Genomic DNA, 25,646 nt, shown 5'->3' on the forward strand with positions numbered 1-25,646 from the left:
CGGCTGTCACGATCAAAACAGATCTTTTCTGCTTCGTTGAGCTGCGTGCGTATTTCCGACTCTTACTGAAACGTCACGGAAAGGTCTGGAAATTCGAGGGGTCTGAAAGGTGTTCCTCTATCTTCAGCAGGTCGTTGGGGGTATCTATCTCTATAGTGTCGCGTTCCGTTACGATGCACCTTATGGAATAGCCTCTTTCCAGTACCCTCAGCATCTCAAGGCTCTCTGTCTTCTCAAGCGGAGTCTGCTTCCACTTTGAAAACTCAAGCAGTAGATCACGCCTCCAGGCGTAGGGTCCGATGTGCTTGTACCATGTTCCTTCAGAACTCCGCCGGAAGGGTATCGGGGAACGGCTGAAGTAGAGTCCTTTACCATTCCTGTCAAAGACCATCTTAACAATGTCGGGAGATATTATCTCTTCATCCCGTTCGATCTTTTTTGCGAGAAGGGCAAGTGAGACATCCTGAGCAGAGCTTAGCACCTCAATTAGAGGGTCTATCATGTCGCTGCCGACAAGGGGATCATCCACCTGCACATTTATTACATATTCTGAGGGGATCCTCTCTGCGGCCCATGCTACACGGTCTCCACCGCTGGGAAGATCGGGGGGGGTCATCATTGCCTCTCCTCCGTTTTCACGGACAAGCGCAGCTATTCTTTCATCGTCTGTGGCGACGACTATCCTGTCTACATTTCTGCATCTGCTGACATTTGAAAGAACTCTTATGACAAGCGGTACCCCAGCTATCGGAATGAGGGGTTTTCCTGGAAGTCTTGTACTTGCAAATCTTGCGGGGATCACTGCAAGGGTCTTCATCCCTCTAACCTCCTTTTCAGACAGCTTATGCAGTGTATGGCCGAAAATATCGGCTTTCTCTGCTGTCATTTTTTGGTTAGAGGCCAAGAATAATCCTCTTTAATAAAATTGTCAAATACTTTTTTGCACAAAAAAAGCCGCGTATAAGCGGCCTCAGGATGGATATTTTTAAAAAAATAATGCAGGCCTTACTGTTCGAGCGTATAGATCGTCCACTTCAGAGAGGCTGCTTTTTTTGCCAGTTTGAGATCTCCTTTGAAATAAAGGCCTTTGAACTGCTTGTCCTCACCGGGAGCCAGCAAGATCTCCTCGATGAAGATATCACCGATCTCTTTCCTGTTATCTCCTACAAAGCTGCAGGCAGCTGAAAATTTGACAGGAGCTTCACCTTTGTTCACCAAGGTTATGTTTACTCCCTCTGATGTTACCTTGAGCCCACGGTACTCGACGGGAGCACCGTTGGGTATCTGCCCCTTTGAGCTGAAAACAGCAAAAGCCGGCATGGCAAAGATCAGTATCAGGATCATAGATATAGCTATTCTTTTCAATCCGGGCAACCCCGCTTCCTTTTCTGAATGTTTAAATTTTATCATATATGTCCCATTATCAGTTTCTTTACGAGTAGCCATATCAGCAAAAAAACCTGTATCCATTATAGGGAGTGTCGTATCATTAAAACAATAAGCGGCCCCCATAAAGGAAGCCGCCTTATATAAAGCCTGGCGGAGAGCAGAGGATTCGAACCCCTGGGGCTGTGACACCCAACTGATTTCAAGTCAGTCACCATAGACCACTCGGACAGCTCTCCGGACAACGTTAATATTATAGCGGCCTTTTCATTTCAGGCAAGTCTTTATGTGATCTTTTTTGGAGGTTGGCCATGTCAGAACTAAAAATGTCTTTTCGCGTAACAGGTATGACCTGTACTACCTGTTCGAAAATAGTTGAAAGAGCACTCTCGAAAGTCGAGGGGGTATCTTATGCTTCCGTCAATCTTGCGACAGAAAGCGTCTTTGTTGCAGCGGACGGGTCTGTCACATTTGAGATGCTTGAGAATGCTGTTGAAAAAAGCGGGTATAAGATACTTAAAGAGGCCCCCGCAGACATAGATGACATAAAATACCGCGAGGCCAGAAAAGACCTCTTCTTCATCCTTCTGATCGGCATCCCCATGTCGGTACTGATGTTCATGCATATGGCAATGGGTATCCACTACCACTGGTACGGGATAATGGAGATAGTTGCGGGAGGCATCGCCATATTCTGGGGCGGGCGCAAAACTCTCCGCGGGGCATGGATAGCAGTTGCACACGCCCACACTAACATGGATACGCTTATAGCTATCAGCGCCGTGGCCTCATGGGTGACAGCGCTCATGAATTATTCAGGTCTTGACATCCCTTCCTTCGGAACAATAGGAGTTATGATATTGATGCTCCACCTCACAGGCAGGTATATTGAGTCCCATCTGAGGGACAAGGCCGCAAAACAGGTGAAGGCGCTTATGACCCTTCAGCCGAGGGAAGCCCGTGTCGTCTCTGACGGCAAGACTCTCATGGTGCCAATTGAAGCGGTCAAACCTGACACGATGATCCAGGTCAACCCTGGTGAAAGGATCCCGCTTGACGGAATAGTTGAGGAAGGGCTTTCCGGAGTCGATGAATCCCTTTTGACAGGCGAATCCCAGCCTGCAGTCAAGGATGTTGGGTCTGACGTCACAGGGGGAGCTATGAATCTCTCAGGCGTCCTTCTGATCAGGACAACAAAAGTAGGTGAGGACACATTCCTCTCAAAAATGCTCGACCTGGTGAGGGAAGCCCAGGGGAGCAAGGTGCCCCTTCAGGATCTTGCAGACAGGATAACCATAAAATTCGTCCCGGCCGTGATTTCGCTGGCTGTCATAAGCGCTTTGACATGGTTTTTCTTTTTCAACAGCCTTTCTGTCTATGTTGCGCCGCTGGCAGCATATCTCCCATGGCCAACGGCATTCAGTTCGCCTGTATCCGCGGCCGCATATTCCTTCGTGGCAACTCTGGTAATAGCATGTCCGTGCGCACTTGGACTCGCGACTCCGCTTGCACTTGTAGTCAGCACCGGTGAGGCTTCAAAAAACGGTCTTCTGATAAGAAATGCGGAGGCCATCCAGACATTGCACGAAGTTGACCATGCCATCCTCGACAAGACAGGCACACTGACCGTAGGCGAACCGGAAGTGCTTGAATGGGAACTTGAAGATGAGGCGATCCCCTTCGCCTTCGCCCTGGAATCCAATTCAGGACACCCTGTAGCCAAATCTGTCGTCAGGGCCTTGGGTACACGTGAGTACGACAAACCGGAAAGCGTTGAAGAGATACCTGGAGAGGGCGTGACAGGAAAATGGGGAGATGTCGAATGGTTCGTGGGCAGACCTCTCAACAGATCAAAATGGACAGCCAGATCTGCTCTTGCACGATCTATAGTTGAAGTGAGAAAAAACGACATCCCTGTCGGCTTTTTTGCCATCTCTGATCCGATAAGAGAAGATTCAAAAGAGGCTGTCTCAGCCCTGGCGAAACTTGGCATAACCACGATGATGGCCACTGGAGACGGTATGGAGGCAGCACTGGAAATTGCCGAACAGGCAGGGATAAAGAACGTCAGATGGGAAGTCCGTCCCGAAGATAAACTCTCAATAGTTAGGGAGACCCAGAGCAAGGGCAAGAAAGTTCTTATGGCAGGAGACGGAATAAACGATGCCGCAGCTCTGAAGGGCGCCCATGTCGGTGTAGCGATGGGCGGAGGTATGGATCTCGCGGTCGACAGCGCAGACATAGTGATCCTGAAAGGCGGCATCTCAAAAATAGTTTCGGCTGTTAAAATATCTGATAAGACATGGCAGGTAATCCGCCAGAATCTTTTTGGTGCATTTTTCTATAACATCATTGCCATCCCGCTTGCAATGCTGGGGCTGCTCCATCCGCTCGTAGCAGAGCTGGCGATGGCAGCAAGTTCTATTACAGTTATTTTGAACTCTCTTCGCATCTCAGGTTCGGCAGACAAATAACAAGGAGGACATGAAAATGAAAAAATTTACACTCTTAATTCCGGAAATGATGTGCGGCCATTGTGAAAAACGCATCCGTGAAGCTGTTTCATCTCTTGGCGGAAACGTAATATCACTTGATCTGGAGACAAAGATCGTGGAAGCAGAAGCAGATGTTTCAGAAGAAGTACTTATCAAAGCCATTGATGATGCAGGGTATGAGGCACAAATAAATAATTAATATGGTAAAATGATTTCAGATAAGGGGGAATAAAAATGAAAAAGACCTTGATCTATGCCATTACAGCGCTATTGATACTGGTCTCAGCAGGTTCATCCTTCGCTCACCCCCCGAAAAATGCAAATGCAGTTTGGGACAAAGCGTCTGAGACCCTGACCGTAACAGCTGAGCACAGTGTCAACGATCCTGTTAAACATTACATCCTCACTCTTACAGTATTTGAGGGCAATAAGCAGCTGCTTCTGAAACAGTACGATAAACAGGGAGATCCGGGCGGGTTCAGTGACAGGGTTATTTTAAAGGGACTGAAATCTGGTTCACATGTAAGGGTCCAGCTTGTATGCAACATTATGGGCTCAACAGAATCTGAAATAACTATTCCCTAGTACATGAGGATTCCACAATAAAAAGCAAAAAAGAGAGGGAAGCCTTCCTGAGACCATGGGCTTCCCTCTTTAATATCCTTAACCAGTCAGTTCAGAGAAATAACGGATCAACTGTCGGTGATCTTTCCGTCAGGCCAGAAAAATTTAGTCGCCGGATCGCTGCCAGGCGCTACAGGAAATATCTTTTTGCCCTCCCAAAGTATCGAAGTACTGCCGGGTTTTCCTATCCTGACCCTAATCGGCAGGCCTGAGCTGACCTCATACTCCTTAAACTCACCGGGCTTCATAGTTCCTTCGAAGAGTATTTTCTCCCCCTGGCTTATCTTCGTCCATACATAGGCATTTTCAGCCGTCACCTTTACGGATCTGGGTCCGGCAGCCTGCTTCGTTACTCCGGCCTGCGTTTCCGGAGCTTTAGCGGCTTCAGCTGCCGGCTGAGGCTGTTTGCCGTCCATCCATGAGAGGTCTGTCTGCTCGTCTTTGCTGACAGTATCACCTGATACCGGGGGTACTGCTTGGTCTGCCGACAGCGGCGCTTCCGGCTGCTGCTCCCTGACTGTACCGGTCGTTCCTCCGTCTATAGGACTTGTTGCGGAAGTTTTAATGTCACCCCTGTACTGCCAGGTTATCCAGCCAGCAGCCCCAAGTGACAGAACTATCAAAAGATAGAGCCACAAAAAAGATCTCGGCTTGAATATCTTAGGAGAATCGCTGTAATTCGTTTCGTCCCCGGCAGGGATCGGCGGCTCTGCCGCTTTCTGCCTTTTGGTTATGACGTCGTAGCTTTTCCATATATCAGGAGCGCTGAGGTGATCACAGTACTGTCGTATGAAACTCCTGACATAAGGGCCCTTTGGCAGATGATCAAGATCTCCCTCTTCGATCGCAGCCAGGTAGTGTTTCTGTATTTTGGTCACATTGGAAACATCTGCTATTGAAAGTCCCTGGGCTTCCCTTATGCTCTTCAGGCGTGACCCGAGTTCCTTTATCTGTATCTGGGTCTTTTGTTCTTCATTATAAGTTTCTTTTTTTTCCAATCTGACGCCCCCTTTCTGCGTTGACGCGCATTTCCCTGATCACCGCTGTCGGATCCGGCTTGCTGAATATTGCGCTTCCTGCGACCAGTACGTCACACCCATGTCTCACGGCAAGTTCCGTGTTGTCAGGGCCGATCCCGCCATCCATCTGGATAAGATAGCCGCCTTCGTTTGCCCTGCGCCATTCCGCCAGAGCCGATACTTTCTTAAGAGTTTCGGGTATGAATGACTGTCCACCGTATCCCGGATTGACTGACATTACCAGGACAAGGTCGACCATGTGAAGGATAGGATATAGTATTTCAACGGGTGTTCCAGGGTTGATGGAAACGCCGCAGGGAACACCTTCGTGCCTTATGCTCTGGAGTACCCTATGTATGTGCGGGGTCGCTTCAGCGTGAACAGTCAGCACCGAAGGCTTCTCCGCAAGGAACATTCCTGTAAAGGCTTCCGGAGGTTCGACCATAATATGTACATCAATAAATTTGTCTGGGTATCTCTTTCTTAGGGCCTTTAAAAGAGAGGGTCCGTATGAAAGGTTCGGCACAAAATGTCCGTCCATGATATCGAGGTGGAGCCATTCGGCTTCCTTCTCGATTTTTTCGATATCCCTCTCCATATTGAGGACATCCGCGGAAAGCAGTGAGGGCGAAATGATCACGCTCCTGCCTTCCATCTCATTTATTATTTGAAACGATCCTGCCATACGAAGTCACCTCCCAGATAAATGGTAATCGTGGCCTGTCCGGCGTAAGGAACATTCATCGAGATATACTCGCTGCCATTTGCCATGACATCCTTAATGACCTTTGTTCCCGTGTCGTCTGTAAGCTCTATCTTCAGAGAGAGAGGTTTAGTCAGAGGCGGGACCTGGTATCTCAGTTTTGCCGTTTTCTGAGCGACTGCAGGAACAGGTTTTTCCGGCTGCGGGACTTTTACAGGCTCTGCCTCGTTTTTGACTTCCACTTTATTTGCTTCTTGTGACGGAACGGGGGCCGGGTTTTCAGGCAGCTTCGTCGGGATATCAGAAGGTTCGGTGTTTTTGATCACAACAGTCCTGACGGCAGCGGCCCTCTGAGTATCCTGGTCGTCAGCCGGGGGTGTTTCACTGGATGCCTCGCCCGGCTTTAAAGCTCTTGCTATCGTAAGATTTATCAGCGTTCCGGCAGGGACGTTAGCCCCGTTCTTGGGATTGGTCCTTAATACCGTACCTGCAGCGACCTCTGCTGAAGGCGTTTCTGTACTGCTTCCCACTGTGAGTCCTATCTGTTCGAGCACCTCGGCCGCCACATCAACTCCCTGGCCTTTGAGATCAGGGACGCTTACAAATGCACCTCCGCTGCTGCCGCCTGAACTGACAAGGAGGCTGACCATGCAGTTAGCCGCGACCTGCTGAGGTGCAGCTGGGTTTTGGGCAATTATCGATCCGGCGGGTTTAAGTTTATCTGTCACCCTGGTTATCTTGTCCACTTTAAAACCCGCTTCGCTTAGCCTTTTTACGCCTTCCTCAAACTTCAGGCCCCTTACATCCGGGACCGGGAGTATGGATCCGCCTTTGCTGACCCTGACGATGACCACTTTTCCCTTTGATACTTTCTCTCCTGCCGGGAGATTCTGAGAGATCACTGTGTCTGCCCTTTCAGGCGAATCGACCTGGTCGACTTTGGCAAGGAGTCCTTCCTTCTGAAGAGCTTCTACGGCATCTACTAGCTGCAGGCCTGCCATGTTTGGCACGGTGGCACTATTGTCCTCAATAAAAACTGTCTTTATCCCTAAATATGCACTGGCTATGATCACTATAAATGCTATTACCATACCCCAGCGATGAATTTTACCCATAAAAAACGCTCCCTTTCTCCTCTATTTGCGCTTTACAAGAAGCGCCAGATAGAAACCATCGATCCATGGAAGACCGGGCCAGATCAGAGTACCGTACGGTTTGCCCTTTGACATGAGCTTATGGCTTCTTTCAACGGGAACTTCGGTAAGTTCAGGGTGCTGAGCCATTACCGCAGCAACTACCTTCTCATTCTCTTCTCTGAACATGCTGCATGTGCTGTATGCCACAATGCCTCCCGGTGCAACGAGAGATACTGCTCTGTCAAGGAGTTTTTTTTGAAGATCCGCCGCATCTAAAACCATCTCGGGAGTTATCCTCCATTTGCTCTCCGGATGCCTTCCCCACGTACCGCTCCCGGTACATGGAGCATCCAGGAGTATCGCTTTAGGCTCTGTTTTAGGCTCAAGGCTGAGGGAATCTCCGCAGTAAAAACTGACTCTGTCCCCGGTGCACATTCTTATCATCTCGTACTCTGCGGACTTTATCCGGCCTTCAGATATGTCCCATGCCTCGATCTTTGCTTCCGGCATCATATCAGCAAGCTGACCTGTCTTAATGCCCCGTCCGCAACACATATCAAGCAGAGGCTCACCCTTCCAGCGTCTGGAAAATGCATCCGCAACAAACATTGATGACTCACTCTGAGGTGTTATCCTGCCCTCTGAAAATCCGGGGATCTCAAGCGGGTAAGGATTCGCCGGGGTGCGGACCGACCTCTCAAGAAAGGGGGATGACCAGGCTTTTTTCCCTGAAGCCCGGTACTCATGCAGCCATTCTTCCCTGTCTACTCCATGCGAAAGCCTGAGCGAAAGATATGTTCTCATTCCGCTTGACTTTACAAGGTGCTTTGCCTCCGATATAGACATGTCCTTGGACCACTGAGCAGCCGCCCACCCCGGGATACCCCAGTAAAGTGCCTGGTCCCTGAGTGCGCTGCTTTTTTTCAGCTCTGCCAGATATGGCTTGGCTTCATCTGCTACTGTATGCAGGACAGCATTGACAAGTCCTATATCGTGATCATCGCCTTTTGATTTTATTGCCTGTACAAGGCCGTTGATGAGAACAGGAAGTGCGAAATATTTAAGCTCCACTATCCCTGCTATTCCAATCATAAGAGCGTTATGGGTAAGTTGCGACATATCTTTTGTGTTGCGTCTGCAGTATTTCATGAGCAGATGCTTCCAGAGTCCCTGTCTTCTCAGCGAACAGTAAACGAGAGTCGCAGCAAGTACCCTGTCAGAAGGAGCAATATCCGTATATAACTTCCTGAGCGCTTCAGCGGCAAAGGCGCCTTCGCTTACTTCGCCATACACCTGGAGCGCTGCTTCAATACCTCTCATCGGGGCCGATCACCTCTATGTGCGGAATACCGCTTTTTCATGGAACGCTTCAAATATAACAAAAAAGGAGGCAGCCTTATGCCACCTCCCGATATTTTACACTATTTTTCTAGTCTCTGCGCATCCCTCTGAGGGCGAGCAGTCTTACCAGCTGAAGTATGGTCATGACAAGAGCTGCTATATAAGTGAGCGCGGCCGCATCGAGAACAGCTTTTGCACCGCCCACTTCGTTGCCTGCCAAAAGACCTGTCTCAGAAAGGAGCTTGAGTGCCCTCGCGCTCGCATCGAACTCTACGGGCAGGGTCACAAGATGGAATACAAGGACTCCGCAGAAGAGCAGTATGCCTATATTGAGCAGCGGGGTATAGCCCATTATCAGCCCTATGAAGAAAAGGGGCATGGAGACAGTAGAGCCAATATTAACAGCGGGAACTATCGAATTTCTGATGCGAAGGAAGGCATAGCCTTCTTTGTCCTGGATCGCATGTCCAACTTCATGGGCAGCAACACCTATAGCGGCGATGCTTGAATTGCCCGATACCGCATCTGAAAGGCGAAGCACCTTGCTCCTCGGGTCATAATGGTCTGTAAGATGGCCCTGTATCCTCTCCACCCTTACATTGCCAAGCCCAAATTTATCAAGCAGGACCCTGGAGACCTGGTCCGCGGTTACGCCGCTTGCGGCCCTAACTTCACTGTATCTTGAAAAAGCTCCCTTCACCTTGAACTGAGCCCAGAGAGAAAAGAGCATCGCAGGTATCAACAGAACTATGGTCGAATCCAAATATGGGAACATCATTTTACGACACCTCCCTTGTAATATACTATATTAGTCTATATTAGTCAGACTAATTGTGTCTTCCGTAAAATCCCGCAATCTCCTCGACGACTCTTTCCTGTTCCTCCGGCAGGAGTTCAGGAAAAATGGGCAGTGCCAGAACAGTGTCCGTCAGCATTTCAGAAACAGGGAAGTCCCCTTCTTTATATCCAAGGTATGAGAAACAGTGCTGGAGATGGAGGGGCAGCGGATAGTAGACTCTTGTCACAACACCGCGCTCTTCGAGATATGCCTGGAGATCATCCCTTCTCTCAGCCTTAACTACATACTGGTGATATACATGTCTGTTGCCGGCAGCTTCGACCGGAAGAGTGACCTTGTCAAGAAGCCCCTTCTCTTTGAAGAGGATCATATATCTTTCGGCCACTATCCTGCGCTCTTCGTTCCACTCCTCCAGATGGCGGAGCCTTACTCTAAGTATGGCTGCCTGGACTGCATCAAGGCGGCTGTTTATCCCAACTTCATCGTGGAAATATGTTTTGCCCGAACCGTGGACCCTAAGGCTCTTTATGCGTTCGGCGCCTTCCTTACCGTGAGGTATGGATACCATACCTCCGTCACCGTAGCAGCCGAGGTTTTTAGTCGGGAAGAATGAGAAACACCCCATATCTCCCATAGCCCCTGCCCTACAGATCTTTTTGTCGATCATCCTGTGGGCTCCAATTGCCTGGGCACAGTCCTCAATAAGAGCTATCCCTCTTTGGCTGAGTTCGTCCTTTATCAGTTCCAGCTTGCATGTCTGCCCGAAAAGGTGTACCGGGAGGACCGCCTTTGTCCTGGGGGTTATCTTTTCCATGACTGATTCCATGGAGAGATTGTAGGTGTCAGGTTCGACATCGGCAAAAACAGGTTTTGCACCGTTCCTTGTTATACAGCTCGCCGTTGCAAAGAAGGTGAAGGGCGTAGTAATGACCTCGTCCCCCTCTTTGAGGCCCAGCGACATGATGGCCAGCACGAGGGCGTCAGTACCGGATGCACAACTTACCGTGCTTTCGACATCCAGGTATGCCGCTACCTCCTTCTCGAAGGCCTCAACTTCAGGTCCCAGAATAAAGTGCTGTGTCTCAAGCACCCTGTCGAGGGCGACTCTGACCTCTTCTTTTACCCTGTTGTAATTTCTTGTCAGATCAAAGGACGGTATTTTTTTCTGTCCTGTCATAACCCAATTCCTCCCTATGATGAAAATGCTTTATTCTGCTGAGCAAGACCATTCATGTTTGCCAGAAGATTTCTTCTCTCGTATGGTTTTTCAAGGACCGCATGAGAGTGGCGGAGATGGTCCCTCATTAATCTGTCCGCTGATTCTTCATCCCGGGACATGATCGATGCCAGTATTTTTCTGTGTTCCTCTGTGCTGTAATTTTTTTCCTCTGTGAATGGATCGTAGAAAAGAATATATACATTCGTTCGAAGAATTATATTTTCAACGTATTCGATGAGGACGATGTTTTTGCTTGCGTCAGCTATCAGCCTGTGGAAATTATTGTTTGCTTCGAGACTTGCCTCCAGGTCACGGGCGAGGAAGGCTGATTCCTCGTCCTTAAGCACCTCTTCGAACCGTTCCGCAGTTCGCCTGTCGATACCATTTCTGCACGCCAGCTGAACGCTCAAAGCCTCAAGGTATCCCCGTACATCGTAAGCTCCCTCTACCTCTGCTGCGCTGGGAGCTGCGACTCTTGCCCCGCTGTTGGGAATGATCTTTACAAGCCCCTCGCTTGCAAGACGTCTAAGAGCTTCCCTGACAGGAGTTCGGCTGACTCCCATCTCACTGGAGATCTTAACTTCGGGAAGCCTTTCCCCGGGCTTAAGCTGCTTGTTAACAATTCTGGACCGCAGCTCAAGATATACGAAATCTGATGAAGTATTATAATAGCTTGAATAATGTATCACTAATTTTCCCCCTGAAACATATATCTTCAAAATGAAACTCTATACCTCAGCTCAACAACGTCTCATCATAACATATATTCATACTATGGCAAGTTTGACATATATCGTTTTATGACTAGAATTATCCCATGTGCAAACGACTTTTGGTCCTTATTCTTTCATTTGGAACGATAATTGCCTTTGGCTATGCCTTGGGCGGCCTTGGTGGCTACATGTTCGATCAGGGCAAACCGCTGGTGATAGCTGCCGGTCTCATCGGGGGGGTCGTCTCCGCCATTCTCGCTCTTAAAATATGGAGGACTTACCTCAACGACATCGACAGAGAAAATGAAGAGGCAAAACTACGGGCTGAAAATGATCGCCTAAAAGAGCAGCCTCAGCTTACCGACGAGAAATAGCCACAGACCTTATCTGCTATCTTTGAAGCCGCACCCCGTTCAAGAAGGATATCTGAGTATCCCGTCACTATCTCTCTCAGCCTTTCGGGATCAGAAACAAGCTCTTCAACAAGCCCTGCGACCATAGACGGCGTCATGACTCCTCTGTGTTCAGGAACGATCTCTTTTCCTGCCATCCTGTTCGGAAGCGACGCATATTTAAGTCTCCCGCTGTACCAGTAAATCAGTTTTTTCTTGAGTCTCCTTGCGCCCGGAACAGACATAGGTATTATCCCCGGGATCCCGTCAAGGGGGATGTTCTCAGCCTGGTTCAAAGGAACTACAGTAAGGAGGGGCACACAGAGCGAGGTTATCTGCAGGTTGTTTGTGCCCGGAAAAGCAACAGCAAGGGTAGAGGCTTTGATAGCCTCAAAATTGTTTTCGCGTATAAACCTTATCCTTCCCGGACCATCCCATAATATTTCCTCCGCAGCCGATCCGCCTGTCCAATTCAGGCCAGCCTCATCAAGGCCTTCGATGAGCAGTTTTTCATCAACGGTAGGAGCAACAGGCAAAAAGGCATGGTAGTTTGGGTGGTTTCTCAAAAGCTCCATTGCAGCGCATGAAAAAAAGGGAAATCCATCCCGGTATTCGAATGGCCTGCTGCCCGGCAAAAAAGATACAGCTTCCTCATCCCCGGACAGACCCATTATCTTCCTTGCTTCATCTGCATCTTCGCATTCGGGGGCGCTGTCAAATATAAGGTTCCCGACCCTGGTCACATGATCCCTTTTGACTCCCTGAAGTGCAAATCTATTTTCAGCGGCTGCATCCGGCACAAAATAATGGCCGACGCGAGATTTCCATCTCGGCCTTGCCGTGTATATCATCCATACACATCTCAGTTTCGCTGATAGTATGGCGCCGAAGAAGGGATCTCCCCCTAGCTGCAGGACGAGCCTTTTGGTTCCCTTCAACGCCACGGAGGTATTCCATAACTCTTTAAAGGTGGATACAGAGTCTATCCCTTCGATCTCTTTTCCATACTCCGCCTCCATTCCGCTGGCATACTGGCAGGGCAGGACAACAAGAGAGACCTTTGCGGGAAAACCTTTTGAGGCAAGCTGCGATACTACCGGCTTTACCCATCCGGATACTTCTCCGGGCGAATTAGTCAAAATAAAAAGTTCGTCCATTTTTCCAATACCACTCTTTCCACTTTCAACGTCACGTAATGTAACAGAGGAACATTGAGCAATGAGATGGTATAATTATAAGGTTAAAAATTACAGATTGGGGACCTGGTCATTGTTTATTCCTCTTGAAGGCGAAAGTATCATTTGCCTTGCCAACACAGTAGCCATTTATAAGACAGAAAACGGAACAGAGATACTCAAAAGAGACGGCTCTGTCATCAGGACCGGATTCACCCCGACTACCCTAAAAAAACGACAGCTTGATTTCCTCAGCAAAATGACGATCAATGGAAGGAGTTCATCAATAAATGGATAATATGTGCATTCCAAACAACTCAATGCTGACAAAAGATTCCGAGTACTCAGCAAAGGATATTCATGTGCTTGAAGGTCTCGTGGCCGTAAGAAAACGGCCCGGGATGTATATAGGAGACCAGGGACCGCGAGGCCTGCACCATCTGGTATACGAGGTAGTAGACAATTCGATCGACGAATCCCTGGCGGGTTTCTGCGACACTATCAACGTGACGATAAACGTGGATGGAAGCGTAACAGTTGTAGACAACGGACGCGGGATACCAACAGAAGATCATGAGTCCGGAAAATCGGCGGCAGAAGTGGTAATGACTATCCTGCACGCGGGCGGCAAGTTCGACAAAAGCGCATATCAGGTCTCAGGCGGACTCCATGGAGTTGGCGTATCTGTGGTCAACGCCCTTTCCGAATGGCTTGAACTGACTATCTGGAGGGAAGGCAAGGAACACCATCAGCGCTACGAGCGGGGGATCCCGGTAACGGCCCTTTGTGTGGCAGGCGATACTGACATGAGAGGAACACGAGTCCAGTTCATGCCGGATGAAGAAATTTTTTCCTCCATTGAATTCCAGGCCGATGTCCTTAAATCAAGGCTGCGTGAGCTTGCATTCCTGAACTCACATATAACGATCAATTTCGCCGATAAAAGGCCTGAGAAACCTCAGGAACGCACTTACAACTATCCCGGAGGAATCTCCACCTTCGTCGAGTACCTTAACAAGGGTAAAGAGGTCCTTTTTAAGGAACCTGTAGTAATATTCGGGGAAAAAGATAAAACCGAGATAGAGGTCGCCATACAGTACAACGATACTTACATGGAGCGGCTTTATGGTTTTGTAAACCTCATAAATACGATCGAAGGCGGAACACATGTCGCCGGATTCAGGACAGCCCTTACAAGGGCAGTGAACGATGAGGCAAGAAAACTAAAAATACTCAAAGAAAAAGACACAAACCTTACCGGGGATGACCTCAAGGAAGGTCTGACAGCGGTAATTTCCGTAAAAGTTATGGAGCCTCAGTTCGAAGGACAGACAAAGACCAAACTGGGCAACGGTGACGTAAAAGGGATCGTTGACTCACTCGTATACGAGGGTCTGAAAGAAGTTCTCGATGAGAGACCTGAGATCCTCAAGCCCATAGTTGAGAGCGCTATCAGGGCAAGGCAGGCAAGAGAGGCAGCAAAGAAGGCAAAAGACCTTGTACGCAGAAAATCTGTCATGAACGGGCTGACCCTGCCCGGCAAGCTCGCAGACTGCTCCAACAGGAACGCCGCTGACTGCGAGCTGTACATAGTCGAAGGAGACAGCGCCGGAGGCAGCGCCAAACAGGGAAGAAACCGCGAATTCCAAGCCATTCTCCCACTGAGGGGAAAGATCCTCAACGTTGAAAAGGCCCGTCTTGAAAAGATCCTGGGAAGCGAGACCATAAGAAATATAATACTCGCACTGGGTGCAGGAGTCGGTGACGATTTCAACGAGGAGAAGCTCCGTTACCACAAAATATTCATAATGGCTGACGCCGATGTCGATGGAGCCCATATCCGTACCCTGCTGCTCACGCTTTTTTTCAGGTATATGCCGCAGATAATCGATAAAGGTTATCTCTATGTCGCACAGCCGCCGCTTTACAGGGTACAGGTAGGCAAGGAAGTCTCCTACTGCTTCTCAGAAAAAGAGATGAAAGATCTCCAGGCTAACGCAGCAGGGAAAAAAGTTGATGTGCAGCGCTATAAGGGGCTTGGCGAAATGAACGCAGAACAACTGTGGGATACCACCATGAACCCTGAGAACAGGATCGTGAACAGGGTTGAGGTCCAGGATGCGGTAGAAGCCGATGAGCTCTTTGGAATACTTATGGGTGACAACGTTGAGCCCCGAAGAAAATTCATCGAGACTTACGGCCGTGAAGTCCGAAATCTTGACATATAGAAGGACTCAAAAAGATCCGGTTGGACAGAAAGACAAATAGAACCGAAGAGGCGCTGGAATATTTTTTCCCGCGCCTCTTTAGTAAGCATAAAACGAGATTTTTTAATACTGATTATAATAAAATTATGTAATACTTGATCTCTGACACAAAAAAGACACAATTTTGGGTTATAGTATCAATGTTCTGTCGAATGAAAACTTTACATAAGGATGAAATGTATATATGAAAATTATCGAAGTATCTCTTCGAAGACCTGTTACGGTCCTCATATGCACAATAGCTCTGATCGTTTTTGGCACCTATTCATACATGAATATGGGCGTAGAACGAATGCCGAACGTCGAATTCCCGATCGTTGTTGTAAGGACGATAATGGAGGGCGCAAGTCCTGCTATTATTGATAACGATGTTACAGACGTGCTGGAGGCAAGGATAAATACTATCGAGGGCATCAAAAACCTGAGTTCGAGCAGCTACGAAGGACGTTCGATAATCGTCATAGAATTCGACTTGGACAGGGACGTGGACGATGCCGCAGCTGATGTTCGCGGAAAAGTCAGCATGGCAGCCAGCAGTCTTCCTGATGACGCGGAGGCTCCGCAGGTTGATAAATACGACCCGTCTGACAGGCCGATAATGAACGTGGCAGTCAAAAACGACGGCAGGACGGACATGAAGACGCTTGCCCGGTACGTTGATAAGGTAGTCACGGAACGCCTGCAGACTGTAAAGGGTGTCGGCGGTGTCCAGCTTGCCGGTTTCCGAGACAGGGAGATAAGGATATGGATAAATACTGACAGTCTGGAGGCCTACGACCTCACCACAAAAGAAATCAAATCTGCGATCTACTCTAAGCATGTTGAACTTCCCGCCGGCAGGATAGAGACCGCGACCAAAGAATACGGAATCAGGCTTGAAGGGGAGTATTCGTCTGTCTCTGAGCTTGAGTATCTCCCTATAGCAGTAAGGAACGGCGCTGTCATTAGACTGAGGGACGTGGCAAGGATCGAAGACGGCCTTGAGGACAAACGAAGCGGAGCCATTTATGAGGGCAGACCTACTGTGATGGTACAGATCCGCAAGCAAAAGGGCGCCAACGAGGTCCTTCTATCGCGCATGGTCAACGAAAGGATAAAGGAACTCAACCTGACCGCTCCTCCCGGAACGAGCCTTGCCGTCGTGCAGGACAATGCTAAATTCATAATGCGCTCGATGAGCGGAGTTTTCTGGGATATCGTGGTATCGATCATTCTCACATCAATAATAATGTTCGTCTTCCTGAAAACAATAAGGGCAACGATAGTTGCTGTCATCACTATACCTGTCTGCCTTCTAGGAAGCCTCTCCGTGCTTTACTGGATGGGCATAACGATAAACAACATGTCCATGATGGGACTCTCTTTGGCTGTCGGTATGGTCGTTGATGCTACTACTGTTGTCATGGAAAACATAACGAGGCACCGTGACATGGGCAAGACTCCATACAGAGCGGCGCAGGACGGAGGAGGAGAGGTCGCTTTCGCAGTACTGGCAGGAGCAGCGACAACTCTTGCAGTATTCGTCCCCGTAGCCTTCATGGGCGGCATAATGGGACGTTTTTTCAACTCTTTCGGCGTTACTGTCGCTACAACTATAACCATATCACTGATAATATCGCTTACTCTTACCCCGTATCTCTGCTCAAGGATCCTCGGAAAGAAAATAGAAGGTCCTGTGCAGAAAAAGCTGGAAAAGCCGTTCGTATGGATAGAGGGGAAATACAGCGGGGTCTTAAAATATGCAGTAACACACCGTAAGTTTGTCATGATATCTGCGCTTGCCCTTTTCCTCCTCGGCATAGGTTTCGCATCGATCCTGGGGACAGAATTTTTCCCAAGCGAAGACCAGGGACGCCTTAGGGTCCAGATAGAACTTCCGGCTGATTCATCCCTTGAAATGACAGAAAGCGTCGTAAAAGACATGGTCAAGATCATTCAGGAGGACGAGATGGTAGCTTATACATACGGAATCGTAGGGAGCGGAGGCGGCGAAGAAGTCTACAAGGCCTCCATAAACATGGAACTGATAGACAGAGGCAGCAGGCCTGCTGCAAATGTAATAATGAAACGGCTGAGAGGCAAACTCTCTGTATTCCGAGATGTGGATATCAAAATGGGTACATGGGGCGGCTCTGACATCACGCTCGTCATTCAGGGACCAACAAGCGAGGCTCTGGCAGAAATTGGAGAGCTGATTAAAAAAGACCTGGCAGAAAACGCGAGGGGACTTGTCGATATAACGACGGACCTTCAGATGAACAAACCGAGGATAAACCTGGCACTGAACCGTGCTCTCGCAGATGACCTGAACATCAACATACGGGAACTCTCCGACGAGCTCATGACCTGGTTCGGGGGGGACAGAGCCGGTTCTTTCAACCAGGACGGATACAGGTATGACATACGCGTAAGGTCTGAAGTAAGCGGAAGGGACGATCCTGAAAAACTGAAAAATACGCTTGTAAGGACAAACGATGGGCAGCTGATAAGGGCAGAAGGGCTTATAACCAGCTCTATCGGGATGTCGCCAAACGTCATAAAAAGATACAACAGGCAGAGGTCGCTGCAGCTCGGCGCCAATGTCGAAGGCGTCTCACCCGGCGAAGGCATCCTGATCATGGAGGAAGTATTCAGGAAATACGCTCCTCAGGACGGCACATTTACTATCACACCATCAGGAGATTCGGAATATATGAAGGAGAGCTTCTACTATATGTCCATTGCACTGATATTTGCCATAATCCTTGTCTACATGGTAATGGCCATACAGTTCGAATCCTTTATCCATCCGTTCACAGTCATGTTCTCTCTTCCCCTGATGACCGCGGGGTCCTTCGGACTCCTGGCACTGGCGGGGCTCAGGATAAGCGTGATGAGCTTCATGGGGATAATCCTGCTTGTTGGGGTCGTAGTAAATAACGCCATACTGCTGGTCGATTTTATAAATCAGCTAAGAGCAAAAGGGATGAATAAGATTGAGGCAGTGCTGGAAGCAGGACCTCTCCGTCTCAGGGCTATCCTGATGACCACAGTTTCAACGATGTTCGGTTCCCTGCCTATAGCGCTGGCTCTGAGCGAGGGTGGAGAGACACGGCAGCCTATGTCGGTGGCAGTTATCGGGGGCCTTTTTACCTCTACTATGCTGACACTCATTGTTATCCCTGTTGTATACCTCCTGCTCGATGACATAAAAGACAAAGCAAGTGCTGCAATAAACAGATACCGCGCTTACAGACGCTTCAACAGAACTGCTCAGTCAAGGGTGCTTAACTCCAAATAGAGGAGCGTGAAAAAAATGAACAGAAGCAAAATTACATATTTCCTGATCGCCTTCACGCTGCTCCTTGGAACTTCAGGCAGCAGTGCCGAGGGCAGCGCCGTCGATATATATGAAGCTATCGAACTGGCCCTGACAAATAATTCCGGTCTGAGATCCCTGAGACAGGAGACGATAAAGGCATACGCCTTCCAGATCCAGGCTGACGGAACGCTCCTTCCAAGCCTTTCTGCAAACGCATATCTGGACAGGCAGAAAGAGAGCACGACAGATGATGGGGAGAGAAACGACAACAAAGGAGCCAGAGCGACTCTTGAACAGGTCATTTACTCAGGAGGCAAAAATTCCGCGATAAGAAGCCAGTCAAAACAGGTAAAGAACATAGCCGGGATGATAATAGCAAATGGAGAAAACAATGCTGTGGGTGAACTCTACGCAAGGTTTTACAATGTGCTTCTGCAGCGCGAAAGGATAAAGGCTGAAGAGTCGGCTGTAAATACATCCGAACAGCACCTAAAAGAGGTCAGTAAGATGCGGGAGCTAGGTCTTGCCAACAGCCTTGAGGTGATCAGGGCAGGACAGCTGCTTGCTACCAACACGGCCAACCTGAGCACTGCGAAAGGGCTTTATGAGTCAGCCCACATATCCCTTATGAACTACATGGGCATCCCTCCTGAAAAAAGACGCGAGGTAACAGGCAAGCTCAGCGTTCCCGAAGCGGAGGGCACCAGGCAGACATCACTTGAGATGGCACAGGCAAACAGAGCTGACCTTAAAAAACTTGAGGAACAGCTTGGATACCAGAAAAACCAGATATTGATCGAAAAAAGCGGTGCAAGGCCGAAAATAACGTTTGGTGCATCCGCAGGATATTTAAACCCATATCTCAAAGATGACAGAGGCGACGACACGTGGAGGGCGGAACTGTCCGTCACAGTTCCCATCTTTGACAGAAACACCGCCAGGGGAAATGCGATCAGGGCAGGTGCTGTCCTGGAACAGGACAAAATCGCACTGGAACAGAAGGAACTGGATATAAAATCAGAAGTAGAAACTGCATGGACAGAGATCGAAAGCACTCTGCACCATCTAAAGGCTTCGGAAAAAGCACTTGAGCTGGCAAAGGAATCACTGCGGCTTGCTGAAGTCGGATTCCGGGAAGGGGTAACACCGCAGCTGGACCTGCTGAACGCCCAGACATCGCTGACCTCCGCAAGGCTTGATCATGCACGCTCACAGTACAACCACCTTCTTACAATAGTTGCACTAAAAGTTACTGAAGGTACCGTCATAGGATGGACCGGGGAGAAAAGATGAATATGACTGACAAAAACAACTATGGCACTTATTCCAAGAAAGTCTCAGACAATAAGAGGCTGATCATCATCGTTGCTGCGGCGGTCATAATGCTGGCGGCTATCGGGATATACAGCAGGAGAGAAGCCATCTTCTCGCCGGACTCAAACGGGAACGGCAAGCAAGCGGCCGCTGTGAAGATCGAAACGGTCAAAGCAGATAAGACCGTAAGGGAGAGCATAATCCAGAACACCTCCATAGACGCAGTGGACAGGGTAGAGTTACTCCCCAGGGTGACAGGAAGACTCGAAAAACTCCACGTCAGGCAGGGAGACCTGGTAAGAAAGGGACAGGTCATAGCCACACTCGAACACGACCAGCAGGATGCTCTCATAGGTTCGGTACGCGCCCAGGCGGCATCAGTAAAAGCCGACACTGAAAGGGCAAAAGCTGAGATGATGAACGCAAAAACAACTCTTGACAGGTACGCAAGGCTCGTCAAAGAGGGATTCAGCACCCAGCAGCAGTATGATTCCGTAGAAACAGCTTACACAAGCGCAAGGGCTTCCTACAATGCTGCAATTGCAAAAGAAAAACAGGCGGCTGCGGAGCTGGTAAGAGTAGGCTCTGCGAAAGCGGATTATATAATGGTCGCTCCGATAGACGGCACTGTGCTCAATGATTTTTCGCTAACGACAGGCGCAATGATTTCTCCTAACTCGCCGATAATCGATATTGCCGATCTGAGCAAATTAAAAGCAACTCTGAAGGTACCTGAGTCAAAAATTTTTGTTGTTAAAAACGGAATGCCTGTATTCCTTAAATTCGACGCACTTCCGGATGAAGAATTTCTAGGAAAAGTAACAAGGGTGGATCAGTATGTAGACCCATCGACCAGGACCAGCAATGTAGACATCGAGCTGGACAACAGGGAAACCGGCGGTCAGCTGAGACCCGGAATGTTCGGACAGGCTTCCATAGTGGAAAGAGAGATCAAAAATGCGGTCCTTATACCGGAAAACGCGCTCCATGAAAGTGAGACAGGGTATTATGTTTTGCTTGAAGAGGAAGGAACAGCGAAACTTCGTGAAGTCTCCACCGGCGTAAGACAGGGATCTCTTATCCACATAACAGAGGGGCTAAAGCCGGGCGACAGGGTTATAATCTTTGGCGGAAGCACTCTTAATGACGGAGACAAGGTCACGGTAAGCGGAGAAAACAATAATAATAAGGATAAATCTGAATAGGAGGCATCTTGGATGTACAGGATAGTATTGCTCAGGCATGGGGAAAGTGAATGGAACAAAGAGAACAGATTCACCGGATGGACAGACGTCCCTCTTTCTGAAAAAGGACTTCTCGAAGCGCAGTCCGCAGGCAAAGTTATGAAGGAAAAGGGCTTCGTTTTTGACAAAGCATATACATCCGTCCTGAAAAGAGCCATAAAGACACTCTGGTGCGTACTTGAAGAGATGGACCTGATGTGGATCCCTGTAGAAAACTCGTGGAAGCTGAACGAACGTCACTACGGAGGACTGCAGGGGCTCAACAAGTCCGAGACTGCCGCGAAATACGGGGACGAACAGGTCAAGATATGGAGACGCAGTTACAGCACACGCCCGCCCCTTCTCGAAAAGACCGATGAACGTTACCCAGGAAAAGACCCCAGATACGCCGGGCTTGCCGAAGACGAACTCCCCGAAGGAGAGTGCCTGGCAGATACTGTCGCAAGGGTAGTCCCTTACTGGAAAGAGGCGATAGCGCCCGACATAAGGGCAGGCAAAAGGCTTGTGATAGCCGCGCACGGCAACAGCCTGAGGGCTCTGGTCAAGTATCTTGACGGCATATCGGAAAGAGAGATCCTGGAGCTTAACATACCTACCGGAATCCCCCTCGTCTATGAACTGGACGAAGAACTTAAGCCTCTAAAGCACTACTACCTTGGCGATGAGGAAGCGATAGCAGCTGCCCAGGCGGCAGTGGCGAACCAAGGCAAGAGCAAATAAGAGCAGAATCAATCTGAAAACCGGATAAAATAGGGCCTGTATCTCAAATGAGAAACAGGCCCTTAATTATTATAAATATCAAAGCAAAAGGCAGCAAAAGACAAAACCTACAAACACTTTTGCAGACTTTTAAAATTTAAATATTCAATAAGCACCGATATAATTTAATAAATATTCAATCAGCCAAAAGCACTATGCACGAAGCTTCCATACGGATAGAATCTGAAAATATACAAGGTACATATCTACCGCGGAGGAGACAAAATGGCGTACATTCTCGAAAAGACAGACAGGGACCTTTTTTACAGCAGGAACGACCCAAAGGACAGAAGACTCGGGGAACTTGTCCATAGGGGAAAAATGTTGTCAGTCCGGGATTCTGATGTGGTGATCATCGGCGTGCCCGAAGACAGGGGCATACTTGCAAACAAAGGGCGTGCAGGTGCCGCGAAGGGCCCCGATGACGTCAGGCGCCGCCTTTATAAACTTACACCCGGGTTCAACATGGATCTTGACAGGATAAAGGTCATTGATGCCGGCAACGTATCTACAAAGGGACTTACACTGGAAGAGGTGCATCTTGCACTGCAGGAAGCTGTAGCTGACGCTGTCTCGCGAGGAGGCATTCCGCTGGTGATAGGCGGCGGACACGACCTTACTTACCCCGGCCTTGCGGGGCTGGTCCAAGGAGCAGGACTCAAAAAAGATTCACTTGGACTGATCAACGTCGATGCACACCTTGATGTGAGAACTGATGAAAACGGGATAAACAGCGGAACATCCTTCTACCGTGCACTTACACAGCTTAAAAACAAGGCACTTTTGGGAAGCGCCTTCGTAGAGTTCGGCATTCAGGAACCATACAACTCACCATATTACTACAATTGGGTGAAGAAGCAGGGAGGAAGCGTCTTTACACTCAAAGAGGTCTCCGAACGCGTGATGGAATCCTTTATCCAGGCACTGAGCATGGTCAGCAAGAAGGGACACATAGTTGCCATCTCCCTTGACATAGACGCAGTACGCAGCACTGAAGCACCGGGGGCATCCGCGAGCAACCCGAGCGGACTGAAGGCGCCTGAGCTGGACAAAATAGCCTACCTCGCGGGAAGGAGCCCTCAGATACGATACCTGGACATAATGGAGGTCTCTCCGCCCCTAGACCAGGACCACCGTACCGCATCACTTGCAGCCTCATCCATTTTTTGGTTTTTAAGGGGCCTGTCCGAGAGATAAAAACTGCTCCGGCAATAATTTATCTTTAGTATTTTTTATCGTGTACAGAGAGGATCATTTTATGATCCTCTCTTTTTATTTCCGGCTCCGCATGTGACCAGGTCACAGACCACAGAACTTATCAGTGTTATAAAAAATAAGAACAGCAAATATAGGATGTGATCATGTGGCGATATTAGTCAAAAAAAGAAAAAAGGCAAAAGTATTGAGAGAAAATTGCGTGGCCTGCGGCGCCTGTGTCAATGTATGTCCGGTCAGCGCAATTTCCATTTATAAGGGAATATGGGCTGATGTGGCCCCAGAAAAGTGCATCGGATGTTCTAAATGTGAAAAGATCTGCCCACCCTCTGCAATAACGATGGAGGTCCCGGAATGAGCGTAACCGGAAGCTGGAAGGAAAAGATGTGGATCGTTTCGATCCTCTATTTCGCACTTGGATTTTTCAACATTATCTTCGCCTGGCTGGGCATGCTCTGCTTCGTCATACCGATAATGATGTCAATTTTCGGCAAAGAAAAGGCCTTCTGCAACAGCTACTGCGGAAGAGGACAGCTCTTCACGCTTCTTGGCTCGGGGAAAAAGATATCCCTCAACAGGGACCTGCCGGCATTTTTGAAGAGCAGATGGTTTCGTTATGGATTTCTCCTGTTCTTTATGGTCATGTTCGTAAACATGCTTTTTGCAACATGGGCCGTATTTTCGGGAAGCGGAAGCCTGAATGCATCGGTCAGGCTTTTCTGGACATTTGATGTGCCATGGGAGTGGGCAAACAGGGCAGGGGAAAGCATTCCCCTGTGGGCGGTACAGTTCGCCTACGGGTTTTACAGCCTCATGCTTACATCACTGATACTTGGACTTTTAAGCATGCTCATTTACAAACCGCGGTCGTGGTGCGTCTACTGCCCCATGGGAACGGCAACCCAGATGATCTGTAAGGTAAGAGAGGGAGAGAGGCTTTAGCTATTATTTACTCATGCTTTGGAGGAGTTTCCTGTCAACGATCTTTATGCCTTTTCGGGAGAGTTCCACTGCCCCAAGGACGTAAAATGATTTAAGAGTCCTTGATACTACCTCACGGGCGCTTCCTATATATCTTGCTATCTGTTCGTGAGTGACAGGGATCACATCACAATTATTCCTCTCCATCTCCTCAAGAAGGAAGTTTGCAAGCCTCTTGTCCACGCTCAGGAAGAAGATCCTCTGTATGGCTTCCATTACATCGGAGAAACGTTCAGCTGCGACTTTATATGAGAAATTTTCCACCCATACATTTCTTGCTGCCAGATCGGAGAAGAAATTTGCGTTGACGACAAGTATCCTGCACTCTGTCTCAGCCTCGATCAATACTTCGAAACGGATCAGCTTCAGTACGCATGACGCGGACAGGATGCATCGCTCTCCGGGATTGAGGCGGAAAAGCGTCAGGTCCTTGCCATCTTCCGAAAGCATGTAGACCCTAAGCGTCCCTGACCTTATAAGGAAGACTCCTGCGCAGGAATCATCACTTCCGCTAAGGCAGGTCCCCTTTTCGTATTTTATGTCGGAGATATTGTCCATGAGAGCCTCCTTTTCGAGGTCACTCATCTTATCCCAGAAAGAAAAGCTCTCTTCCAGAAGCGATATCAGCGGTCCATTGTGGATCAAATCACACACCTCCGGTCAAAAGTGAGCGGTCTTCATGTTGACGCAGGCAGGGCTCTTTGATCATATTCCCAGCAGCCGTCTGGCGTTTTCTCCAAGTATCATCTCTTTCTCCTCTTCCGATATATCAAGTGATCTTATCAGTGATATTTCCTGAGAAGGCAGATGCCACGGATAATCGCTCCCGAAGAGTATCCTCTCGGATCCGTGCGTTCTTATGATCTCTTTGAGAAGTCCCTTGTCAAGCCAGGGCTCCGCGCAGTAAGCCGTATCCATGTAAATGTCCGCCTGTCCTGCCACTGCTTCAAGAACATCTTCAGCCATCTTCAGTCCGCCCAGATGTGCTGCGACAATCCTGAGTCCTGGAAAATTCCTTGCTATCTTTACCATCGACTCGGGCGAAGCGTTCAGTTCGCCGGGAAACGAGGGGTCGAAACCGACGTGAAAAACAACGATCAGGTTCAGCGCCCGTGCCAGGTCGTAAATTGGAAAGTACTTCTCATCGTCAGGATATATCCGCTGGAGTGCAGGATGGAACTTTATCCCCCTGAGCTCTTCGTCAGAGATCTTCCAGACATACTCAAGTGCGTATACCGAGCTTGGCAGAACGGAGCCGAAGGATATTACCCTCTCGGAATCAGTCTCCTTTGCAAAGCGGAGGACATTCTCATGCTGGCTCTCTTTGGTTACGATGTTGAGTACGACAGACCTGTCCACTCCGCACTCATCCATTGTTGAGATCAGTCCATTCAGAGTCGCGGGAGCAGAATACCCCACCTGTGCGTTCTTGGACAAAACGGTCATTGCGCGGTCCGCGAAACCATCAGGAAAAATGTGTGCATGGAAATCTATGATCATGGTCTCTATCATGCCGCCTTTCATTTGATCTTTCAAACTATATCACAAAAAAGCACAGGCGGA

24 protein-coding genes, 1 tRNA gene and 1 pseudogene are annotated in these 25,646 nt (G+C 48.9%); 13 read left to right on the plus strand and 13 right to left on the minus strand.

Annotated elements, in window-relative coordinates; translation table 11 throughout:
* Positions 1-73 precede the first annotated feature (73 nt).
* From kdsB to CVV54_08710, 3 genes are all read right to left on the minus strand, one after another.
* Entirely contained in the window at positions 74-817 is a 744-nt protein-coding gene (gene kdsB, locus CVV54_08700; protein ID PKL03878.1) for a 3-deoxy-manno-octulosonate cytidylyltransferase, read from the minus strand.
* Positions 818-1,005: 188 nt separating this feature from the next.
* Entirely contained in the window at positions 1,006-1,512 is a 507-nt protein-coding gene (locus CVV54_08705) for a hypothetical protein (GenBank protein PKL03775.1), read from the minus strand.
* 25 nt (positions 1,513-1,537) lie between these two features.
* Positions 1,538-1,625 (minus strand) — tRNA-Ser (locus tag CVV54_08710).
* Between the two features lie 72 nt (positions 1,626-1,697).
* Here CVV54_08710 and CVV54_08715 point away from each other — a divergent pair.
* The 3 genes from CVV54_08715 to CVV54_08725 are packed head-to-tail and all read left to right on the plus strand — an operon-like array spanning position 1,698 to position 4,466.
* Positions 1,698-3,860, plus strand: a complete 2,163-nt coding sequence (locus CVV54_08715; GenBank protein ID PKL03776.1) for a heavy metal translocating P-type ATPase — start codon at positions 1,698-1,700, stop codon at positions 3,858-3,860.
* A 10-nt stretch (positions 3,861-3,870) separates the two neighbouring features.
* Positions 3,871-4,080 (plus strand): heavy metal transporter, encoded by a 210-nt coding sequence (locus CVV54_08720; protein ID PKL03777.1) that lies wholly within the window; start codon positions 3,871-3,873, stop codon positions 4,078-4,080.
* A 35-nt stretch (positions 4,081-4,115) separates the two neighbouring features.
* Positions 4,116-4,466, plus strand: a complete 351-nt coding sequence (locus tag CVV54_08725) for a hypothetical protein (GenBank protein ID PKL03778.1) — start codon at positions 4,116-4,118, stop codon at positions 4,464-4,466.
* Between the two features lie 107 nt (positions 4,467-4,573).
* Here the strand turns inward: CVV54_08725 and CVV54_08730 are convergent, their stop codons facing one another.
* From CVV54_08730 to CVV54_08760, 7 genes are all read right to left on the minus strand, one after another.
* Positions 4,574-5,503: a hypothetical protein gene (locus CVV54_08730; GenBank protein PKL03779.1), complete on the minus strand. Its 930-nt coding sequence runs from the start codon at positions 5,501-5,503 to the stop codon at positions 4,574-4,576.
* Positions 5,481-6,209, minus strand: coding sequence for a ribulose-phosphate 3-epimerase (gene rpe / locus CVV54_08735; GenBank protein PKL03780.1), 729 nt, complete (start codon positions 6,207-6,209; stop codon positions 5,481-5,483). The genes CVV54_08730 and rpe overlap by 23 nt, the downstream gene beginning before the upstream one ends.
* On the minus strand, positions 6,188-7,342 hold the full coding sequence (locus CVV54_08740; GenBank protein ID PKL03781.1) for a penicillin-binding protein: 1,155 nt from the start codon (positions 7,340-7,342) through the stop codon (positions 6,188-6,190). The genes rpe and CVV54_08740 overlap by 22 nt, the downstream gene beginning before the upstream one ends.
* Before the next feature lie 21 nt (positions 7,343-7,363).
* Positions 7,364-8,683, minus strand: coding sequence for an RNA methyltransferase (locus CVV54_08745; protein PKL03782.1), 1,320 nt, complete (start codon positions 8,681-8,683; stop codon positions 7,364-7,366).
* A gap of 109 nt (positions 8,684-8,792) precedes the next feature.
* Positions 8,793-9,482: a zinc metallopeptidase gene (locus CVV54_08750; GenBank protein ID PKL03783.1), complete on the minus strand. Its 690-nt coding sequence runs from the start codon at positions 9,480-9,482 to the stop codon at positions 8,793-8,795.
* A 49-nt stretch (positions 9,483-9,531) separates the two neighbouring features.
* On the minus strand, positions 9,532-10,680 hold the full coding sequence (locus CVV54_08755) for a transcriptional regulator (protein PKL03784.1): 1,149 nt from the start codon (positions 10,678-10,680) through the stop codon (positions 9,532-9,534).
* Positions 10,681-10,694: 14 nt separating this feature from the next.
* Complete coding sequence (locus CVV54_08760; GenBank protein PKL03879.1) at positions 10,695-11,408, minus strand: GntR family transcriptional regulator; 714 nt, start codon at positions 11,406-11,408, stop codon at positions 10,695-10,697.
* Positions 11,409-11,539: 131 nt separating this feature from the next.
* On the opposite strand from CVV54_08760, the pseudogene CVV54_08765 reads away from it, so the two are divergent.
* A pseudogene (locus tag CVV54_08765) lies at positions 11,540-11,740 on the plus strand (hypothetical protein).
* A 47-nt stretch (positions 11,741-11,787) separates the two neighbouring features.
* Here CVV54_08765 and CVV54_08770 read toward each other — a convergent pair.
* Positions 11,788-12,984 (minus strand): hypothetical protein, encoded by a 1,197-nt coding sequence (locus tag CVV54_08770; GenBank protein PKL03785.1) that lies wholly within the window; start codon positions 12,982-12,984, stop codon positions 11,788-11,790.
* 61 nt (positions 12,985-13,045) lie between these two features.
* On the opposite strand from CVV54_08770, the gene CVV54_08775 reads away from it, so the two are divergent.
* From CVV54_08775 to CVV54_08815, 9 genes are all read left to right on the plus strand, one after another.
* A complete protein-coding gene (locus CVV54_08775) occupies positions 13,046-13,300 on the plus strand; it encodes a hypothetical protein (protein ID PKL03786.1) in 255 nt (84 codons plus the stop codon).
* 22 nt (positions 13,301-13,322) lie between these two features.
* Positions 13,323-15,230 carry a DNA topoisomerase (ATP-hydrolyzing) subunit B gene (gene gyrB, locus CVV54_08780; GenBank protein PKL03880.1) on the plus strand — a complete coding sequence of 636 codons (1,908 nt, stop codon included), beginning with the start codon at positions 13,323-13,325 and terminating at the stop codon, positions 15,228-15,230.
* 223 nt (positions 15,231-15,453) lie between these two features.
* Positions 15,454-18,549 carry an AcrB/AcrD/AcrF family protein gene (locus tag CVV54_08785; GenBank protein PKL03787.1) on the plus strand — a complete coding sequence of 1,032 codons (3,096 nt, stop codon included), beginning with the start codon at positions 15,454-15,456 and terminating at the stop codon, positions 18,547-18,549.
* 15 nt (positions 18,550-18,564) lie between these two features.
* Positions 18,565-19,863, plus strand: coding sequence for a hypothetical protein (locus CVV54_08790; protein PKL03788.1), 1,299 nt, complete (start codon positions 18,565-18,567; stop codon positions 19,861-19,863).
* A complete protein-coding gene (locus tag CVV54_08795; GenBank protein PKL03789.1) occupies positions 19,842-21,089 on the plus strand; it encodes a hypothetical protein in 1,248 nt (415 codons plus the stop codon). Before CVV54_08790 ends, CVV54_08795 begins: the two co-directional genes overlap by 22 nt.
* Before the next feature lie 12 nt (positions 21,090-21,101).
* A complete protein-coding gene (locus CVV54_08800) occupies positions 21,102-21,848 on the plus strand; it encodes a 2,3-diphosphoglycerate-dependent phosphoglycerate mutase (GenBank protein ID PKL03790.1) in 747 nt (248 codons plus the stop codon).
* A 264-nt stretch (positions 21,849-22,112) separates the two neighbouring features.
* Positions 22,113-23,084 carry an arginase gene (locus tag CVV54_08805; protein ID PKL03791.1) on the plus strand — a complete coding sequence of 324 codons (972 nt, stop codon included), beginning with the start codon at positions 22,113-22,115 and terminating at the stop codon, positions 23,082-23,084.
* Positions 23,085-23,250: 166 nt separating this feature from the next.
* Positions 23,251-23,460, plus strand: coding sequence for a 4Fe-4S ferredoxin (locus tag CVV54_08810; GenBank protein ID PKL03792.1), 210 nt, complete (start codon positions 23,251-23,253; stop codon positions 23,458-23,460).
* On the plus strand, positions 23,457-24,044 hold the full coding sequence (locus tag CVV54_08815; protein ID PKL03793.1) for a hypothetical protein: 588 nt from the start codon (positions 23,457-23,459) through the stop codon (positions 24,042-24,044). The genes CVV54_08810 and CVV54_08815 overlap by 4 nt, the downstream gene beginning before the upstream one ends.
* Before the next feature lie 3 nt (positions 24,045-24,047).
* Here CVV54_08815 and CVV54_08820 read toward each other — a convergent pair whose 3' ends face one another.
* Together CVV54_08820 and CVV54_08825 are read right to left on the minus strand one after the other, a co-directional pair.
* Positions 24,048-24,668, minus strand: coding sequence for a Crp/Fnr family transcriptional regulator (locus CVV54_08820; protein ID PKL03881.1), 621 nt, complete (start codon positions 24,666-24,668; stop codon positions 24,048-24,050).
* 120 nt (positions 24,669-24,788) lie between these two features.
* Entirely contained in the window at positions 24,789-25,607 is an 819-nt protein-coding gene (locus CVV54_08825; GenBank protein PKL03794.1) for an amidohydrolase, read from the minus strand.
* Between the last annotated feature and the right edge of the window lie 39 nt (positions 25,608-25,646).

The sequence above is a fragment of the Synergistetes bacterium HGW-Synergistetes-1 genome (assembly GCA_002839185.1).
Classification (GTDB): domain Bacteria; phylum Synergistota; class Synergistia; order Synergistales; family Synergistaceae; genus Caenicola.

Excerpts from the sequence above, each read along its gene's own strand:
- kdsB (PKL03878.1), bottom strand. The coding sequence starts at position 817 with ATGAAGACCCTTGCAGTGATCCCCGCAAGATTTGCAAGTACAAGACTT.
- CVV54_08705 (PKL03775.1), bottom strand. The coding sequence starts at position 1,512 with ATGGGGGCCGCTTATTGTTTTAATGATACGACACTCCCTATAATGGAT.
- CVV54_08715 (PKL03776.1), top strand. The coding sequence starts at position 1,698 with ATGTCAGAACTAAAAATGTCTTTTCGCGTAACAGGTATGACCTGTACT.
- CVV54_08720 (PKL03777.1), top strand. The coding sequence starts at position 3,871 with ATGAAAATGAAAAAATTTACACTCTTAATTCCGGAAATGATGTGCGGC.
- CVV54_08725 (PKL03778.1), top strand. The coding sequence starts at position 4,116 with ATGAAAAAGACCTTGATCTATGCCATTACAGCGCTATTGATACTGGTC.
- rpe (PKL03780.1), bottom strand. The coding sequence starts at position 6,209 with ATGGCAGGATCGTTTCAAATAATAAATGAGATGGAAGGCAGGAGCGTG.
- CVV54_08740 (PKL03781.1), bottom strand. The coding sequence starts at position 7,342 with ATGGGTAAAATTCATCGCTGGGGTATGGTAATAGCATTTATAGTGATC.
- CVV54_08745 (PKL03782.1), bottom strand. The coding sequence starts at position 8,683 with ATGAGAGGTATTGAAGCAGCGCTCCAGGTGTATGGCGAAGTAAGCGAA.
- CVV54_08750 (PKL03783.1), bottom strand. The coding sequence starts at position 9,482 with ATGATGTTCCCATATTTGGATTCGACCATAGTTCTGTTGATACCTGCG.
- CVV54_08755 (PKL03784.1), bottom strand. The coding sequence starts at position 10,680 with ATGACAGGACAGAAAAAAATACCGTCCTTTGATCTGACAAGAAATTAC.
- CVV54_08770 (PKL03785.1), bottom strand. The coding sequence starts at position 12,984 with ATGGACGAACTTTTTATTTTGACTAATTCGCCCGGAGAAGTATCCGGA.
- CVV54_08775 (PKL03786.1), top strand. The coding sequence starts at position 13,046 with ATGAGATGGTATAATTATAAGGTTAAAAATTACAGATTGGGGACCTGG.
- gyrB (PKL03880.1), top strand. The coding sequence starts at position 13,323 with ATGCTGACAAAAGATTCCGAGTACTCAGCAAAGGATATTCATGTGCTT.
- CVV54_08785 (PKL03787.1), top strand. The coding sequence starts at position 15,454 with ATGAAAATTATCGAAGTATCTCTTCGAAGACCTGTTACGGTCCTCATA.
- CVV54_08790 (PKL03788.1), top strand. The coding sequence starts at position 18,565 with ATGAACAGAAGCAAAATTACATATTTCCTGATCGCCTTCACGCTGCTC.
- CVV54_08795 (PKL03789.1), top strand. The coding sequence starts at position 19,842 with ATGGACCGGGGAGAAAAGATGAATATGACTGACAAAAACAACTATGGC.
- CVV54_08800 (PKL03790.1), top strand. The coding sequence starts at position 21,102 with ATGTACAGGATAGTATTGCTCAGGCATGGGGAAAGTGAATGGAACAAA.
- CVV54_08805 (PKL03791.1), top strand. The coding sequence starts at position 22,113 with ATGGCGTACATTCTCGAAAAGACAGACAGGGACCTTTTTTACAGCAGG.
- CVV54_08815 (PKL03793.1), top strand. The coding sequence starts at position 23,457 with ATGAGCGTAACCGGAAGCTGGAAGGAAAAGATGTGGATCGTTTCGATC.
- CVV54_08820 (PKL03881.1), bottom strand. The coding sequence starts at position 24,668 with ATGAGTGACCTCGAAAAGGAGGCTCTCATGGACAATATCTCCGACATA.
- CVV54_08825 (PKL03794.1), bottom strand. The coding sequence starts at position 25,607 with ATGAAAGGCGGCATGATAGAGACCATGATCATAGATTTCCATGCACAC.